Source organism: Erwinia phyllosphaerae (assembly GCF_019132875.1).
Lineage (GTDB): Bacteria > Pseudomonadota > Gammaproteobacteria > Enterobacterales > Enterobacteriaceae > Erwinia > Erwinia phyllosphaerae.
On sequence record NZ_JAHSPF010000008.1, the window covers coordinates 1 to 16,667 of the forward strand.

General features: G+C 54.2%; 12 protein-coding genes and 1 rRNA gene. 3 read left to right on the forward strand and 10 right to left on the reverse strand.

What is annotated here, in order from left to right; genetic code table 11:
• Nucleotides 1-109 (forward strand): 5S ribosomal RNA (rrf, locus tag KUE00_RS14470); the annotation flags it as partial.
• Between the two features lie 338 nt (nt 110-447).
• Here rrf and KUE00_RS14475 read toward each other — a convergent pair.
• The 3 genes from KUE00_RS14475 to KUE00_RS14485 all read right to left on the reverse strand — a co-directional run bounded on the left by KUE00_RS14475 (nt 448) and on the right by KUE00_RS14485 (nt 4,926).
• A complete protein-coding gene (locus tag KUE00_RS14475; RefSeq protein ID WP_246760604.1) occupies nt 448-771 on the reverse strand; it encodes a YfiM family lipoprotein in 324 nt (107 codons plus the stop codon).
• A 39-nt stretch (nt 772-810) separates the two neighbouring features.
• Nucleotides 811-2,166 (reverse strand): CDP-diacylglycerol--serine O-phosphatidyltransferase, encoded by a 1,356-nt coding sequence (gene pssA, locus KUE00_RS14480; RefSeq protein WP_246760788.1) that lies wholly within the window; start codon nt 2,164-2,166, stop codon nt 811-813.
• A 117-nt stretch (nt 2,167-2,283) separates the two neighbouring features.
• Nucleotides 2,284-4,926, reverse strand: a complete 2,643-nt coding sequence (locus KUE00_RS14485; RefSeq protein ID WP_246760605.1) for a bifunctional acetate--CoA ligase family protein/GNAT family N-acetyltransferase — start codon at nt 4,924-4,926, stop codon at nt 2,284-2,286.
• Between the two features lie 765 nt (nt 4,927-5,691).
• Here KUE00_RS14485 and KUE00_RS14490 point away from each other — a divergent pair.
• On the forward strand, nt 5,692-7,776 hold the full coding sequence (locus KUE00_RS14490) for a hypothetical protein (protein ID WP_246760606.1): 2,085 nt from the start codon (nt 5,692-5,694) through the stop codon (nt 7,774-7,776).
• A gap of 69 nt (nt 7,777-7,845) precedes the next feature.
• On the opposite strand, the gene KUE00_RS14495 is transcribed toward KUE00_RS14490, so the two are convergent.
• Together KUE00_RS14495 and trxC are read right to left on the reverse strand one after the other, a co-directional pair.
• A complete protein-coding gene (locus tag KUE00_RS14495; protein ID WP_246760789.1) occupies nt 7,846-8,541 on the reverse strand; it encodes a tRNA-uridine aminocarboxypropyltransferase in 696 nt (231 codons plus the stop codon).
• A 66-nt stretch (nt 8,542-8,607) separates the two neighbouring features.
• Nucleotides 8,608-9,027, reverse strand: coding sequence for a thioredoxin TrxC (trxC, locus tag KUE00_RS14500; protein WP_246760607.1), 420 nt, complete (start codon nt 9,025-9,027; stop codon nt 8,608-8,610).
• A gap of 223 nt (nt 9,028-9,250) precedes the next feature.
• On the opposite strand from trxC, the gene KUE00_RS14505 reads away from it, so the two are divergent.
• Nucleotides 9,251-10,279 carry a tRNA/rRNA methyltransferase gene (locus KUE00_RS14505; RefSeq protein WP_246760608.1) on the forward strand — a complete coding sequence of 343 codons (1,029 nt, stop codon included), beginning with the start codon at nt 9,251-9,253 and terminating at the stop codon, nt 10,277-10,279.
• 45 nt (nt 10,280-10,324) lie between these two features.
• Here the strand turns inward: KUE00_RS14505 and emrB are convergent, their stop codons facing one another.
• From emrB to proX, 5 genes are all read right to left on the reverse strand, one after another.
• Entirely contained in the window at nt 10,325-11,860 is a 1,536-nt protein-coding gene (emrB, locus tag KUE00_RS14510; RefSeq protein ID WP_246760609.1) for a multidrug efflux MFS transporter permease subunit EmrB, read from the reverse strand.
• A 7-nt stretch (nt 11,861-11,867) separates the two neighbouring features.
• Entirely contained in the window at nt 11,868-13,034 is a 1,167-nt protein-coding gene (gene emrA / locus KUE00_RS14515) for a multidrug efflux MFS transporter periplasmic adaptor subunit EmrA (RefSeq protein WP_246760610.1), read from the reverse strand.
• Between the two features lie 146 nt (nt 13,035-13,180).
• A complete protein-coding gene (gene mprA / locus KUE00_RS14520) occupies nt 13,181-13,711 on the reverse strand; it encodes a transcriptional repressor MprA (RefSeq protein ID WP_246760611.1) in 531 nt (176 codons plus the stop codon).
• Nucleotides 13,712-14,166: 455 nt separating this feature from the next.
• Entirely contained in the window at nt 14,167-15,351 is a 1,185-nt protein-coding gene (locus KUE00_RS14525; protein WP_246760612.1) for an MFS transporter, read from the reverse strand.
• 289 nt (nt 15,352-15,640) lie between these two features.
• Nucleotides 15,641-16,627 carry a glycine betaine/L-proline ABC transporter substrate-binding protein ProX gene (proX, locus tag KUE00_RS14530; protein ID WP_246760613.1) on the reverse strand — a complete coding sequence of 329 codons (987 nt, stop codon included), beginning with the start codon at nt 16,625-16,627 and terminating at the stop codon, nt 15,641-15,643.
• Nucleotides 16,628-16,667 lie beyond the last annotated feature (40 nt).

The window sequence follows — 16,667 nt, forward strand, 5'->3', positions numbered from 1 at the left end:
GCTTTAGCGCGGTGGTCCCACCTGACCCCATGCCGAACTCAGAAGTGAAACGCCGTAGCGCCGATGGTAGTGTGGGGCCTCCCCATGCGAGAGTAGGGAACTGCCAGGCATCAAACTGCGATAACCCTGACCTCACGGTCAGGGTTTTTTGCATTGGTGCGTAAGGAAACCTGTTTCTCAGGACAGCACTCTGCATTTGTGCGTCACGAAACCCGCTTTAAATGGCAGTATTTTACATTTGTGCGCCGCAAACCCGCTTCTCTGGGCAGCATTCCGCACTTATGTGTCAGAAAGCCGCTTCTGATAGCGGTACTTTGCACTGGTGCGTCAGGAAATCTGCTTTCTGGGGCAGCACTTTGCATTTCTGCGCAAAAAACCGATGTTTGTATATAAGTTTTGCCGATGCTATCCGGGAGAGCAAAGATCCTGGCCACTAATAAAAGCGGCTCATCTGGCCGCATGCCAGAGCGTATAGCCAGTCGCAGCCCCCGCTATGTCCCAGCTAAAATCTTTCCAGCTCCAGCCCGAGCCGCCTTCACGACTATCATAAAGCTCTTTCGATGCGCCCAGGCTGACGGAAAACAGCAGGCCAAAACTGCCGCTGTGGCTTTCACGCCAGTTCTGACGTTCACCGTATTCGGCACCTGCAGCAGAAAGGAAAGCGGAGGAAAAAAAGTGTTCGGCCTTATCTTTGCCGGTCCAGCTGTCGTGCGCCAGGTGTGTACAGCCAGAACAGCACAGCAGAGGAAGGAGAAGAGAAAAAATGCGCATAAAAAAGCCCTGTCAGGTTAACAAGGCTTAGTATAGAAGTTACAGAATGCGGCTGATCAATCTGTCGATGCGAATACGCCGCAAACGACGGATTAGTTTTCTGACCTTAACCGGATAATCAGCAATACTTTCCAGATCGCGATAATGCTGCACGACGGTCGTATGCTCACGGATCAGACCCAGCTCTTTCTCTCGCTGAGCGGCCAGCTCCTGTAGAGGATCGTGAATGAGTACCGCATTTTCCAGATCCAGCCGCCATGCGCGAGGGTTCAGGTTGTTGCCGGTAATCAACATCCACTCGTCATCCACCCACATTCCTTTAAGGTGATAGCTGTTCTCGTCATCTTTCCACAGCCGCACGGTAAGCTGCCCGCTGCTGACATAGTATTGCAGACGACTCAGAAAACGACGCAGATTGATTTCATACAGGTAGGGAAGTGCGCCAATAATCTTAAATGGCTGATCCTGAGGAATATAGAAGTCGTTCGCTGTCTTATCGCCCACGATGATTTCGACTTCTTTTCCACGGCGCAGCAGCCAGATGATATTACGTACCAGGATAGCAGGCAGGTTGAAGTAAGGCGTACAGAGCGTTAACTTCTGCTCGGCACAGGGCATAAGATGATAAATTGTCTTATTAAGCAGGCTGCGCTTACCTAAACCAACCAGCGGCGTAACCGCCAGCTGCTCGTTATTGGCATCACCCGTAAAGTCATAGTCGAAGCCGCGTAGCTCCTGGCGGAACTGGCGCGTTTCGTTTTTGATTTCCGGGCTTTTAGGGCGCTCGCGCTGGTCGAGACGGTGAACGGCTTCGGCCTGTATCAGGTTAACATCGATCCAGTTCAGCAACGTATCAGCCAGCACGGGATTAGTAATCAGCTGATAACGATCGTAGCGGTATTTTTCATGCTGATGAAGATAGACATCATTCAGGCTCGCGCCGGTATAAAACAGCGTGTCATCAATGACCGAACCTTTAAGGTGCAGAACGCCCAGCGCCTCGCGCGTGTTGACCGGTACGCCGTAAACGGGGATAGCGATATCCGCGTTCTGCTCCGCCATTTCGCAATACCAGTCTGCATTAGTCGCGCTATGTGCGGCACCTATCCGGCCGCGCTGTGCGCGATGCCAGTCCACCAGTATTCTGATATCCAGCTCCGGGCGGAGACGTTTAGCCGCGTAAAGGGCGGAAAGAATGGAACGCCCGCCGTCATCGTTTTCCAGATAAAGGGCAACAATGCAGATACGCCGCGTCGCTGCCGCTATTTTTTCCAGCAGCGTTTGTCGAAAGTCCGCAGGCGAATACAGCGTGGTGAAATCAGCAACCGACTGAGACAGTTTTGGCAGTTGCGCAAGGTGCTGTTGGTGTTTGTTACGTTTGAATTTAGACAGCATCACAGTGCGTTTCTTCTCTGTTCATAGAATGGCCTTTTGCCATAAAATCATCACCATAACCGCTGATAGTATCAAAAGTTTGCCGCGCTGTGGGCAGTTTTACGTTTCCAGACATGATTAGCCTGTTTTCAGAGCCAGTGAAAGCGTGACGATGCCATCTTCAAGCTGAATATTAACGCTAAACCCGAGCTTACGCGCCAGCGCGATCATGCCCCGGTTGCCGGGCATGGTGATGCCGTTAAGCTGCTGCAGGCCGTGCTGGCGAGCGTAATCGATCATTTTTTCCAGTAACTCTCTTCCCAGTCCCTGTCCTTTAAGATCGGAGCGCACCAGTACGGAAAACTCTGCATCTGCGTTATCCGCGTCTGAAATAGCACGCGTCACGCCAACAATCTCCTGCTGCTGTGGACGAACTGCCACAATGGCCATTTCTCGATCGTAGTCGATTTGCGTCATGTTAGCCAAATCGTCATGGGTAAACTCGTTGATCTCACTGAAGTAGCGGTAGTAAAGATCTTCTTTCGTTACCCGGGTAATAAACTGCCGTAGCAGAGGCTCATCTTCAGGCAGAATCGGCCGGAACAGCAGCGACTCGCCGCTTTTTAACTTCACCGTCTCTTCCAGATGATGAGGGTAGGGGCGAATAGCCAGACGCGCTTCGGGGTCGCCATGAAAAGCGGCGAGCTGCATGGTGACATCGAGCAGAGAAAAGGTTTCTCCCGCCGCCAGCAGCGGATGAATATCCAGCCGCACGATCTCCGGGCAGTCTACGATCAGATTGGAAACCTGTACCAGTACCTGGCTGAGTCCGGCGATATCCAGCCCCGAAAGCGAGCCGCGGCTGCGGATCTTACCGTTTTTAATTGCCTGAATAATAAGATAGCGGGCAAGCGCCATATTTAGCGGCGGCAAAGCCATGGCGGCCTGCTGCTCCGTCAGCCATTCCGTGCCGCCTTCACCCAGCATGATGACCGGCCCAAAAACAGGGTCGTGCTCCACCACAATGCGCAGCTCTTGAGCGCCAGCGCGATTAGCCATACTTTGCACCAGCAAGCCGTCAATGCGCGCCTGCGGCAAGGTACGCTTAACCCGATCGATAATAGCTTCCGCTGCCTGCTGAACCTCACTGGCCGACCGTAAATAAAGCATCACGCCCTGAACATCAGACTTATGTGCGACATCGGGGGAACGCAGCTTCAACGCGACCGGATAGCCTGCCTGGCTGGCTATTTGCACCGCCTCGGCGCTATCGCTGGCTATCCATGTCGGCAGCGTGATTAAGCCGTAAGCCTGTAGAATACCGTGTACCTCATGCGTATCCAGTGTGGTAATGCCCTGCTCCAGCGCCTGACGGATAAGCTGATGGGCTTCTGCGGTATTAAGAGCCAGGTCAGCCGGTAGGGCGGGCGTCTCTCGCAGCTGCTTTTGATTGCGTCGATACGCTACCATGTGCATAAACGCCGTAGTAGCGCCTTCTGGCGTACGGTAGGTAGGGATACCCGCTTCGCTAAAATAGCGGCGAGCTTCAGGAGCTGAGAACTCGCCACACCAGTTAGTTAATAGCGCAATTTGCTTACCGCGTGGGTGATCAGCTACGGCGTCGATGACGCGCTGTGCCGTTAGCGTGGCAGGCGCAACGGCGCTTGGCGCATAAATCACTAACAGAGCATCAATATCATGGCTTGCCAGCAGAAGGGAGACCGCCTGATGATACCGTTCCACGGTAGCGTCATCTTTTAGATCCAGCGGATTACCAACACGGATCTCTTCCGGGAGCAGGCTTTGTAACGTTGCACGCAAATCTTCACTTAGCGTAGCCAGCTTGCCGCCACGCGCGTCGAGCGCATCCAGTGCCAGCGCGGCTGGTGCGGCGCCGTTGCTGATAATCATTAAACGCTCGCCACGCAGCGGCCGCATATAGCTCAATGTTTCTACGGCAGAAAAGAGCTCATGCGTATCCTGCACACGTAACAGGCCAGCCCGCTGGATAGCAGCATCCCATGCGCCGTCAAGGCCGCCTGTCCCCAATAGCTGACGGGCCTGGTGCGAACGACCGCTTTTAATCACCAGCACGGGTTTATTTCTGGCCGCGCTACGCGCCGCTGAAACAAAACGTCGGGCATCGCTTAACTGCTCCAGGCAAAGCAGAATGGCGCTGGTTTTACCGTCGCGCGCCAGAAAATCGAGCAGGTCATCCACATCAATATCCAGGCTATCGCCCAGCGCAATAAACCAGGAAAAACCCAGCTGCCGCTGCTGCGCCCAGTCCAGAATCGTATTGGAAACGGCGGCAGACTGGGAAATAAAAGCCAGCTTGCCTTTGCCAATGGGGACGGGAGAAAAGCTGGCATTCAGGCCTTGCCAGGGCGCAAGCAGTCCCAGGCTGTTGGGGCCAAGCAGACGGATCTGCCACTGGCTGGCGCAGGCTCTCAGCGCTTCACGCTGGCTGGCTGGCGAAGAGAGGATAATGCAGGCTTTACAGCCGCACTTACCCAGCGCTTCCAGCAGCAGAAGATTGTGACGACTGTGAGTGCAAATTACCGCCAGGTCAGGCGCAAAGGGCAAGCTGGCGACGTCAGGCCAGGCCATCACGCCGCAAACCGCTTTATATTTCGGCGTCACGGGAAGCACGGAGCCGCTGAAGCCGCCGCCCAGCAGATTACGCATCATCAAATAACCTGCTCGTTCGGGCCGGGGTGAAGCACCGATCACCGCAATGGATTGAGGTCGTAACAGCGCTTCCAGTCCTTGTTGGCTCATAGCGGGCTCCGGTAGAGAAAAATTGAGTTTACCTCCATCCGCCTGGCAGCGCTGTAGCGAAATTGTGATCGACCGCATAAAGCGGCGGGCTGAGCTTTTTCACCCGCTATAAAATCCTGTCTCTGGTCAGCGATAATTGTGGAGCAGTAATCATTCCCTGTAACTTAATTCACTACATTTGGCAGACTTTTTAAATGGCGCTTTACATCTAATTTTTAGCCTGGCCTGTTAATTATTGAAATTGTCTTTGGCTGAATGCCGGTTGATAATTATTCGTCAATTAAAATCAACGTTATTCTTGATAAGGATAACATCGATGATAATAAATACTTTCATAAAACAGGGCGCGCATCTGGCGGTAATAAAGGTAACAGAATGCAATTTATAAAAAGTAATAGCTTGCAGCTTAAGCAACAACAAGAAGCGGCTGAATATTTTAATGGATATAAAACGGTAAAATTAAATAAAACCTTACTGTGCATGCTCCTGTCTCTGGCTATTGCGCCTGCGTCAGGCTATGCCCACGTAAATAAAAAAATAAAAGCCCAGGTAAATAATTTATCTCAGCAAAACGATACGGTTAAAGGCAAGAGTGCCGGTGACGGACTGGTTACTCTACGCAGTGAGAGCATTGAAGAATACAGCACGATAAAAGAACGGTCTGCGGGTGATAGCCTTTGTCTTACCCTCAATGCAGACAATAAAAACGTAGCTTTTTCTACTTGCGAAAATACAACGCGTCAGCGCTGGAAAGTTTCCCCGCAAATGGTTGGTTATTTTAAAATTACCAGTCAGGCACTGGCTGGGGAAAGTACGGAATATTGCCTGGGGACGACCGGCACAACGCCAGCTATGATGGAATGCTCGGGCAGCGGTTATTCATCTTACCGAGCATGGCAGATTACGCCTCGCCAGATCGATAAGCAAACAGATTTATTCTATACGCTAAAAAACAAATATCGTGAAGATCTGGGGAAAAAGGAAGTTCTGGGACATTCTGCAAATCGCCTGGCAATGGTAAGCGAGAGCCAGACCAGTGCGTTTTCATGGCAATTGTCACTCCCGGATATGGTCCACACTCGTCCGGTAACGGGCGCGAAGAAAGTACTTGTCATACATAGCCATTACAGCGATCGGGCTGCTAATCCGCTGGAAAGAATGAAGCTGGCCGTATTTGGTACCGGGCACGATACCAGTTCGCTGGCCAGTGCGGTACGTATCGCTTCTCACGGTAAACTAACGCTAACAGGCGATGTCGTCAGCGATATTAACCTTGGCCCACGTCCGACAACCTGCTCCAGTAGCGTGGTTGAGCAGGCAAAAAAACTGGCAGAGAAAAAAGGCATCAATCTTAGCGGATACGATTACTTTTTTGTCGATCTTCCTTCATCCCCTTGTTCATGGTCAGGACTGGCGTCCATGCCGGGTAACTGGATCATAGGCAATAACAGTGGCGAAAAGCACTGGATGTGGCAGCACGAGTTCGGGCATAGCCTGGGCGCTCCGCACGCTACCTCGCTGGAAAACTGTAGCGTAGATGATCATGGCGTGGTGCAGCTTGACGATAAATGCAAAAGCACTGCAGCCAGCGACCCTTCTGATTCTATGAACGGCGGCGGCCGTCGGCTCTATCCGGCCCCTTACGCTTTATATACCGGCTGGCTAACCGCAGAACAGTTTCCGGCAATTAAAAATGATGGCGACTACACGCTGGCACCGCTTTTTAATAATGATAATAATATTAAAGGGTTAAGGGTTTTGCGCAGCAACGGCAGCTATCTGACGCTGGAATATCGTCAACCTTCCGAAGGTTTTGAGGACTGGGCGACAGACAGCCCGTTCGTTAACGGCGTGATTGTACGCATTGCCACATTTGGTAGCAAAGTTACTAATCAGCTGGTGGATACCACACCGGGCAGCGCTGGCGGAATGAGCGACGCACCGTTAATGCCGGGCAAATCAATTGATGATTTGCTTTCTGGTAAACGCATTACTCTGCTGAAAGTGGATGCTCAGGGCGCACACGTGCGGATCCAGAATATTGCCGATGCGGAAAATGAGGAAGACGTTGATCCGGTAGCCGTTGTGCCGCAGAACTTCACTGTTATTGCCCGTCAAAACGAAGCGACCATTCGCCTGTTGGACGGCAGTGCCAGTAAGGGTAAAGAGATGGTCTGGAAAAGCCTGACGGGTAACGGTGTTTTTGCCCTGCAGGAAGGTGAATCCGGCCCGGTTGTTCAGGAGAGCAAAGTAGCCATAGCCCGTGCTATTTTCCCGGCCGGAGAAACGGGAACGGCAAAGTATGAGCTGACGGCCACCGGCTCTCACGGAAAAACGGACAGCAAGACGGTTACCGTTACCGTGGTGCCAGCCGAAGCCACAATTACCGGTAAAAATAGCGTCGCGCATGGTCAGGTAGCCACCTTCAGCAGCGAAGGAAACTTTAAGCCGGATACCTGGCTATGGGTTCTTCGCCGCAATGGCGAAGCCGTAGAGCTTTCCCATCAGTCAACCTTTACTCTGGATACGCAGCACGTGGCTGCCGGTAGCTATCAGGTAGAGCTTGAAGCCTCCGCAAGCAACAGGCAGTACAGGGCGAACGCTATATTTTCTCTGGCTATCACAGAGGAGAAGCCGGATACGCCACCAGAGCCTGAAAAACCAGATGCGCCGACTTATCCAGCCTACGTCGAAGGTACGCCTTATAAAGCAGGCGACACCGTGACCGCGTCAGGCGGCGTCTACAGCTGTAAACCTCATCCTTACACCGGCTGGTGTGCCGGAGCCGCATGGGCTTACGCGCCGGGAACTGGTTCGCACTGGAGCGAGGCTTGGGACAAGGTAGGTTAATGCCATAAATCAGAAACGGGGCGGCCCTCATCAGGCCGCCCCGTTTTTTGACTGTCTGCGAATGGGCGATCAGAGAGACAAGGTTTTCTGCTGATGAACAGGATGGTGCGGCTTGCCGGCCAGATAGCGCTCGCGAAACAGATCGAAGTGTTGAAAAAGCGCGTTGCCTGCGGCGTTATCGCCCGCCTGTAACAACAGCTCTGCTGCAACCTCTGCCGTACAGTGCTGACCCTCGGCATGCGCCTCGCGGAGTTGGTAATTTGAAGGACGGCTAAGCGTCAGCGACATGACCGGCAGCGCGTCCAGCCAGGGACTTTTACGGAACATCTTCCGGGCTTCCGTCCAGGTGCCATCCAGCATAATAAACAGCGGTGGTTTGCCGCTTAACGGCGGCGTATTCAGCACCGGACGACCAGCGTCGGCGTAAGATTCTGGAAACACCACCAGCGGCTGGACGTCAGGATCGGTAACCGCCGCCAGCAGTCGCGGGTCGGGCTCGGTGCGCGACCAGCCAAACGCCAGGGTATCCGGCAGAATATCGGCGATCAGGCGCCCCGTATTGCTGGGCTTCATGGGTTCGCTGTCAAACATCACCAGACAAAAACGGCTACGCGCCGCCACAGGCTGTAGCGTGGCACACAGACAGTTCTTTTTTGGTAATAAGCAGCGCTGGCAGCGGGGAATTCGGTTGCCGCGAGCGAGAAAAGGGCGGGTGGCGCGGGCAAGGCGCTCGGCACGCAGGCGAAGAACGGCGTTTTCAGTCATCATACTTTGTCTGGGGAAAACGCCATTCTGGCAGAAAAACGGGTAAAACAGTAGGGCCGAACGGCCTTAAAGATTTTCGTCCAGCCATTCGTTGAACGGGGCTTTTGGCATGGCGCCGCTGAGCATATCCACCATCTGGCCCTGTTTGAAGATCATAATGGTTGGAATACTACGAATACGAAAACGCGCGCTGATCTCAGGCTCCGCTTCGGTATTCACCTTCACAAACCGCATTTTACCCGTGCGCTCGCCGGCAACGTCTTTAAATACTGGCGCAAAATTAACGCAGGGGCCGCACCAGGGCGCCCAGAAATCCACCACGACGGGCAGGTCGTCCTGCAAATATTTATCCAGCGTGGCGGTGGTGGCGTTAATGACTTCACCATTAAACAGCTCGCTGCCGCAGCGGCCGCATTTCGCATGGTCCGCAACTCGCTCCTGCGGCACGCGATTAGTTGCCTGGCATGAAGCACAAACCGTATTCATAGCTCTACCTCAGTTGGTGGTAAGTATTTACTTACCTTATTTCGGAAACGATAGCGATAATTATGGTCGTCCTGACGTTCGGCAACAAAGAGATTTGTTCAATGGGTATAATAGGTAAGGACTGACAGGCGGGCACGCAAACCAGGTTTTCTCGGAAGTTAATAGCTAAGCAGTGCCACATCAGGTAATCTGCGCGCTTCGCGCTCAGCCAGGTGGAGGGAAAATGAACGACGAATTTAAAGGTAAAAGCGGCAAAGTCAAAGTGATGTATGTCCGCGGCGAAGAAGAAGGCAGTAAGCGCGGGGAAAATCCCCGTACCGGGAAAGGCGGAGTGCGCCCAAAAGGCGATCGTCGTCCTTCACGAGACGCAGAAAGTAAGCCGCGTGGCGGGCGCGATCGCGACGTAGCACCAGGCGATTCACCGTGGCGCACCATTTCACGTGCGCCTTCAGCGGTTGATGATAAACCGGATCACGGCGGCATCAGCGGCAAGAGCTATATCGATCCGGAGCAGATCCGTCGTCAGCGTATGGAAGAAACGCGCGTGTATGGCGAGAACGCCTGTCAGGCGCTGTTCCAGAGTCGTCCGGACTGCATCGTGCGCGCCTGGTTTGTCCAGGGCGTGACGCCGCGCTTCCGTGACGCGCTGAAGTGGATGGCTGCTAACCGCAAAGCCTACCATGTAGTAGACGAAGCGGAGCTGGCGAAAGCGTCCGGTACCGAGCACCATGGTGGCGTCTGCTTCCTGATCAAAAAACGTTCCGGCATGCCGGTACGTGAATGGCTGGCCAAAGCACCGGCAAAAGATTGCGTGCTGGCGCTGGAAGATATCGGCAACCCGCATAACCTGGGCGGCATTATGCGCAGCTGTGCGCATTTTGGTGCGAAAGGTTTGCTGGTGCAGGATGCCTCACTGCTGGAATCCGGTGCGGCAGTCCGTACGGCGGAAGGCGGAGCGGAACACGTGCAGGCTATCAGCGATGAAAGCTTTGCGGCGGGTCTGAATGCGTTTCGTCGTGCGGGCTATACCATCGTGACCACCTCCAGCCATCAGGGCCAGCTGCTCTCAAACGTTGAGCTGCCGGCAAAAATGGTACTGGTGTTGGGGCAGGAAAGCGAAGGTTTGTCAGACAGCACGCTGGAGCAGGGCGATCTTAGCGTCTCAATTGGCGGAACCGGTAATGTTGAGAGCCTCAACGTTTCCGTGGCCACCGGCATTCTGCTTGCAGAATGGTGGCGTCAGAACGCTTAAGCCATAAAAACGGGCCATCGCGGCCCGTTTTTTTTATGCGTAAAATCAGTGAGCGCCGCCTCCGCCGCCACCTGAACTAAACGGTGGACGAGCAAACCACACCAGCACCAGCAAAAACAAAAAGACGCCTGCCGAAGCCCAGAAAATCTCATTAGCGGAAATAATCAGCCCCTGATTGGTAACCTGCTGCGCAATCCATGATGACGCCTGATCGTGGCTCATTCCCAGCTGCTGTAGCTTGCCGTACATCTCCTGCGAATTATGATTGTAAGCATTCACTGACTCTGTCAGCTGGTTGTGATGCATGGCTTCCCGATCTGTCCACATCGTCGTGGTGATCGACGTACCAATTGAACCCGCCAGCGTTCGCGTAAAGTTTGACAGGCTGGATGCCGCCGCCAGTCTTTCCGGCGGCAGGCCGGACAGCGTGATGGTCGTTAACGGCATAAAGAAGCAGGCCACGGCGAAGCCCTGAATAAACTGCGGCCAGGCCGATGCGCCAAAATCCATACCCGGCTCAAAGGTATAGGCTCGCCAGTAAAAGCAGATGGCATACATGATAAAGCTGAACGTCACCAGCTTGCGCATATCCAGCTTATGCGCGAAGCGTCCGATAATGGGCGAAAGGATAACAGGCAGTACGCCCACCGGCGCGGAAGCCAGCCCGGCCCAGGTCGCCGTATAGCCGTAGACCTCTTGCAGCAGCTGCGGCAACAGCACTATCGAGCCAAAATAGAGCATGTAGGCGAGACTGATGCACAGACAGCCAATGGTAAAGTTGCGCGACTTAAACAGCGACAGGTCAATAATCGGATGGTCGTCCGTCAACTCCCAGACCAGCAGCACCGCCAGCGCGACCACGGCCACAATGGTCAGAGTGACGATCTCCGGCGAACTGAACCAATCCAGCTCTTTACCCCGGTCCAGCATCATCTGCAGGCAGCCGATACCAACGATAAGCAGCACCAGCCCCACCGAATCGATAGGGCGGATCACCGTTGCCGTTTCCCGGTTGCGCAGCGTTTGCAGCGTCAGCATGACCACCGCAATACCGATAGGCACGTTGATAAAGAAAATCCAGCCCCAGTGGTAGTTATCGCTGATCCAGCCGCCCAGGATCGGGCCGCAAATCGGCGCGACAATCACCGTCATTGCCCAAAGCGACAGGGCGATACTGCGTTTTGCCGGCGGGTAATTGCTAAGCAGCAGGCTTTGCGACAGCGGAATTAACGGGCCGGCGACCACGCCCTGAATGATGCGGAAGAAAATCAGCATCCCCAGACTGTTGGACATTCCGCACAGCCAGGAAGCCACGGCAAAAGCCGCCGTAGCCCAGAGAAACAATTTTACCTCGCCGACGCGCTTAGCCAGCCAGCCGGTGACGGGAATCGAAATCGCGTTTGCCACGCCAAACGACGTAATTACCCAGGTGCCCTGAGAGTTAGACGCGCCCAGGTTACCGGCAATAGTCGGAATGGCGACGTTAGCGATGGTGGAATCCAGCACCTGCATAAAGGTTGCCAGCGACAGCGCAATGGTCATCAGGACCAGCGGCGTCCCTTCAAGCGGTTTTTGTGCCATAACGGCCTCAGCCTGCGTTCGCGTGAATAATGTCGGCAATCAGCCGGTTAACCGGAGCCAGATCCAGCGCCAGCGCGCTGCTTTCATAGGCCGGTTTACTGCGAACGCTGGTGGCCAGCACGCTGCCGTCTTTATGGGTGGTATCGATGTTAACCAAAGTAGAGAGACCAATACGCAGCGGATGACGGGCAACCTCATCGGCATTCAGTTCGATACGTACCGGCAAGCGCTGCACTACTTTAATCCAGTTACCCGTGGCGTTTTGCGCAGGTAACAAGGAAAACGCGCTGCCTGTCCCCATATCCAGTCCGACAACCTTGCCGTGGTAGACCACGTCATCGCCATAGATATCGCTGGTTACGGTGGCGGGCTGACCAATGCGAACGTCGGCCAGCTGCGTTTCTTTAAAGTTGGCGTCCACCCAGAGATTTTTCTCTGGCACCACAGCCAGCAGCGGCGTGGTCGTGGCAATCTGTGAACCAACCTGTACGCTGCGCTGGGCGACAAAGCCGTCAACCGGACTGACAATTTCGGTACGCTGTAAGGCCAGCCAGGCATCGCGTACTTCGGCCGCGTTCTGCTTGACCGCAGGCTGGTTTTCCAGCGAGGTATTTAAAATAGCGGCCTGATTAGCATTATACTGCTGCACCGCAACGTCCAGCTGAGCCTGAGCGGTAGCAACGGCATCACGCGCATGCTGTAAATCTTCGCGGCCAATCAGGTTAGCGGCACCTAACGGCTCGCGGCGCTTAAGGTCAGCCTGCGCCTGCGCCAGGGCCGTTTTTTGCAGTTCAATAGTCGCCTGATACTGCTTGCCGTTGATAATCAGCTGATGCGTCTGACGCACGCTGGTGGCCAGCGCGGTCTGCGCTTTTTCAAAAGCCTGTTCGGCGTCGGTCTTGTCCAGCGTGACCAGCACGTCGCCTTTGCGTACGCGATCGGTATTATCAAACCAGACTTTATTTACACTGCCGGAAACCTGGGCCATTACCTGCACCTGATTGCCCGCCACATAGGCGTCGTCAGTTTCCTGAAAATGGCGCAGCACCATAAACCAGTAAACCAGCCAGGCGATGCCGATTACCGCGAACACCACGGCCAGAATGATCAACGCGCCTTTGCGTTTTTTCTTGTTATTGGTGGACTGCTGCGTTTGTTGTGCTTCTGCACTCATGGTTTTCTCCACGTGTTTCCTGCCTGGTCTGTGCCGTTGACGGATTTGAAAATGCCAGCGGATTAGCGCTGGCATAAATTAGGTTGCGGCTAAAATAGCGATTAGCGGCGGAAGTTGCGTCGCACAATATGCTATTAGCTGGGCGTTTAGCGAGAAAGGGCGGTAAGCGCTTCTTCCTCGTCCATTCTGTCAAGACGACCCAGCAGCTTGCGGGTAATACCTTCCAGCTGGCTCTTTTCAGCAGAGCTAAGGGCAGACCAGAGCAGCTGCAGCGACTGGTGCTGAGGCGGCAGCAGCTGGCGCAAAAACTCATTACCCTTTTCGGTAAGATGCAAATGCAGGCAGCGGCGATCGTTATCGCTTTCGCGACGCTCAATCCAGCCACGCTTTTCCAGCTCGTCGGCAATGCGGGTCGCATTAGTACGGGACGAACCCAGCGCCGCGCTGAGTTCAGAAGGCTGAATACTATGATTTTCCTGCGCATCCAGCGTAATCAGCGCCATAAACAGCGTCTCGTTAATCCCCTGCGCCTTGAGCATTTTATTGCGGTTTTCCAGCAGTTTGCTCTGCATATGCATACAGAGCCGCGTCAGCATGATTTCCTGTAAAGGAAAATCTTTCTGGCGGTTGGCGCGGAAATTCAGCATCTGTTCAATGGGGGTAAACGAACTTTCCATCTGGGGGAACCTCATAAGTTGCAACTGGTATTGTAACAATGGCGGTCAGAATAATCCTGCCGGTTAATGCCGGGCTTGCCATCCGTAATGTCCAGGTCATTCCTTAACCCAGGGCGCTATGCGGTATCAAAACGGGATACCGTTTCAGGTTTTTTACCTGTAAAACCCAGCCTTTGAGGCAGGCAAAACGATCGGGCGCGGAGAGCATCAATTTATGCCAGCCATAACGCCGGGCGATCGCTGCAACCGGCAGCAGTGCCGCTCGCAATTTATTAACGAGCGCGCCTGATAGCGAAGCGCTCGTTTCGTAACAAGGCGTCTGATCCAGTTAGAAACTTAATAGTTTCATGAGAAAAAATAACCATTCTGAATAAGTACACTGCTAACCATACCAGACTGTGTAAACGCTTAACAGGCCAGCCGCGCTGAAAATGTTGCAATTTGTTGATGAATGGTTAAGGCACGTTAAGCTCGTAGCGCGATCCGCGCCACCAGTTCAACAGATTAAGTACGGTGATGAAAGCACCGACCGCGCAGACGCCGTGCCAGCCAGCGTGTTGATAAGCCGAAGCAGACAGCAGCGAACCGGCCGCGCCGCCAACAAAATAGCTGGTCATATAGCCTGCGGTCAGGCGGTTACGGGCTTCCGGCATGGCACGGTAAATCACGCTTTGGTTGGTAATATGCACGCCTTGAACCGCCAGATCTAACAGGATAATGCCGACGATCAGCGCCAGTAGCGAATGCGTGCCGGCAGCGGTAAAGGCCCACGAAACCAGCATGATCAGCAGGCCAACGGTAGTCGTCAGGCGTGCTTTGCCTTTGTCGGCCAGCGATCCCGCCTGGCGTGCTGCTAGCGCACCGGCCGCGCCGACCAGGCCCAACAGGCCAATCTGACCTTCCGAATAACCATAAGGCGGCGAAGCCAGCAGAAACGCCATTGAGGTCCACATGATGCTGAAGTTGGCGAAGGCCAGACAGCCGGTGATAGCACGGGTTCTGAGCATCGGCGTGGTGGAGTAGAGCGTAAAAATGGAACGTAGCAGCTGAGGATAGTTAAGCGGTACCGATTGCTTATAGCGGGGCAGATAGTGCCACAGCGCCAGCGCCATCAGCACCATCAATACGCTGGCGACCCAGAAAACGGTACGCCAGCCGCCCAGCTGCGCCAGCGCGCCAGCTACGGTACGGGCCAGCAAAATCCCCAGTAACAGGCCGCTCATGACCGTACCGACCACCTTGCCGCGTTTTTCCGGCGCGGCCAGCGTGGCGGCAAGCGGTACCAGGAGCTGCGCCACTACGGAAAACAGCCCGGTTAATGCCGTACCCAGCAGCATCATGGAGATATCCGTCGACAGTGCGGTAATCACCATACCGCCTGCGGCCAGCAGGCTCATCACGACAATCAGCGCTTTGCGCTCCAGCATATCGCCAAGCGGCACCAGCAGCAGTAATCCTGCGGCGTAACCCAACTGAGCGGTGGTAACGATAAAGCCGGCCTGGTTAATGGAAAGCTCAAAGGTACGTGCGATGGTTTCCAGTAATGGCTGCACATAGTAGTTACTGGCGACGGCAAGGCCTGTGGCGACAGACATCAGGGCGACAAGGGCGGAACTAAGACCGGGCTGAGGGGATTTCATGGTAATAATCAGAAATTTAAAAAGGATATCTGGATAGTAACCTGAAAAACTATTTTATTTACAGAATTATTTACAAAGCTAATCAGTTCAGAAAAATAGTGCGCTGGTGCAGCGGAGAGGAAACTTGCCTGCCAGAGGGAATCTGGCCAGACGATAAAAATGCAAAAAGCATTTTCCTTGATTGTGTAGCTCGCGCCATCCATGGCGCGGAGTACCTTACTTTTCTGGCCGTGCTTCCTGGCGCTTCAGGCGATGAGGTTATCCATCAGCAAAACGAGGCAACCCGCATCTACTTAACCGCCAGCGCATCCTTGATCCAGCCGTCGAACTGCGCCTGGTGCGCTTTAATCCAGCCGTCAACGTGCGCGTTAATATCCGCCTCGCTGGACTGGCCCTGATGCATACGCGCGTTCTGCGCATTGATATCGGCCAGCGGCAGCTTCATCTCGGCAAACAGTTTAGCCGCCGCCGGATTTTTCTCCGCCCAGGCTTTATTGGCCACAATGTGCATGCTGTTGACCGGGAAGCCATAGTTAGCGCCGTTAGGCAGTTTCGTATCCATATCTTTCTGGGTGCCCGGCATTGCCGAGAACGGCACCTGTAACCAGACCACATCGCGACCCGGTACCAGCGTGTCGCTGACCCAGTAAGGTGTCCAGGTGTAATAAAGAATCGGTTTGCCTTCTTTAAAGCGGGTAATGGTGTCGGCAATCATCGCCGAGTAGTTCCCCTGGTTATGTACTACCGTATTGCTCAGGCCATAGGCTTTGATCTGATGGTTGATAACCGCTTCGCAGCCCCAGCCGGGCGTGCAGCCGGTGAGATCCGCTTTACCGTCGTTATTGCTGTCAAAAAGCTTCGCCAGCTTGGGATCTTTAAGCTGATCGAGGCGGGTAATGTGGTATTTCTCAGCGGTTTTCTTATCGATCAGATAGCCCTGGGCTGCGCCCTGAACGTAGGTGCCCTGACGATAAAATTTTGCGTCGCCGCCCGCCGCTTTATACATATCGTCATGCAGCGGCTGCCAGTTAACGGCGGTAAAAGTCGCATCGCCGGACGCCAGCGAGGTATAGCCAACGTTGTAATCCACTTCGCTCGGCTGCTCCACGGTATAGCCCAGTTTTTCCAGCGCGCGGCTGACTAACAGCGTCTGGAAAGTTTCTTCTGTGATGGTGCTTTGAATGGGCTTAACGGTAATGCCTTTTCCCGGCAGATCGGCGGCAAAAGCCGGTAAGGCCAGCGTGGTGAAGGCGGCGGCTAACAGTGCTTTACGCATAGTCGTTCCTTATTTTTTTAAGAGGAAGCTGGCGGCGACG

Bases quoted from the DNA above. Each gene is read 5' to 3' on its own strand.
- pssA (WP_246760788.1), bottom strand. From the start codon at position 2,166: ATGCTGTCTAAATTCAAACGTAACAAACACCAACAGCACCTTGCGCAA.
- KUE00_RS14505 (WP_246760608.1), top strand. From the start codon at position 9,251: ATGAACGACGAATTTAAAGGTAAAAGCGGCAAAGTCAAAGTGATGTAT.
- mprA (WP_246760611.1), bottom strand. From the start codon at position 13,711: ATGGAAAGTTCGTTTACCCCCATTGAACAGATGCTGAATTTCCGCGCC.
- KUE00_RS14525 (WP_246760612.1), bottom strand. From the start codon at position 15,351: ATGAAATCCCCTCAGCCCGGTCTTAGTTCCGCCCTTGTCGCCCTGATG.
- KUE00_RS14485 (WP_246760605.1), bottom strand. From the start codon at position 4,926: ATGAGCCAACAAGGACTGGAAGCGCTGTTACGACCTCAATCCATTGCG.
- trxC (WP_246760607.1), bottom strand. From the start codon at position 9,027: ATGAATACGGTTTGTGCTTCATGCCAGGCAACTAATCGCGTGCCGCAG.
- emrB (WP_246760609.1), bottom strand. From the start codon at position 11,860: ATGGCACAAAAACCGCTTGAAGGGACGCCGCTGGTCCTGATGACCATT.
- emrA (WP_246760610.1), bottom strand. From the start codon at position 13,034: ATGAGTGCAGAAGCACAACAAACGCAGCAGTCCACCAATAACAAGAAA.
- proX (WP_246760613.1), bottom strand. From the start codon at position 16,627: ATGCGTAAAGCACTGTTAGCCGCCGCCTTCACCACGCTGGCCTTACCG.
- KUE00_RS14495 (WP_246760789.1), bottom strand. From the start codon at position 8,541: ATGACTGAAAACGCCGTTCTTCGCCTGCGTGCCGAGCGCCTTGCCCGC.
- KUE00_RS14475 (WP_246760604.1), bottom strand. From the start codon at position 771: ATGCGCATTTTTTCTCTTCTCCTTCCTCTGCTGTGCTGTTCTGGCTGT.
- KUE00_RS14490 (WP_246760606.1), top strand. From the start codon at position 5,692: ATGGTTGGTTATTTTAAAATTACCAGTCAGGCACTGGCTGGGGAAAGT.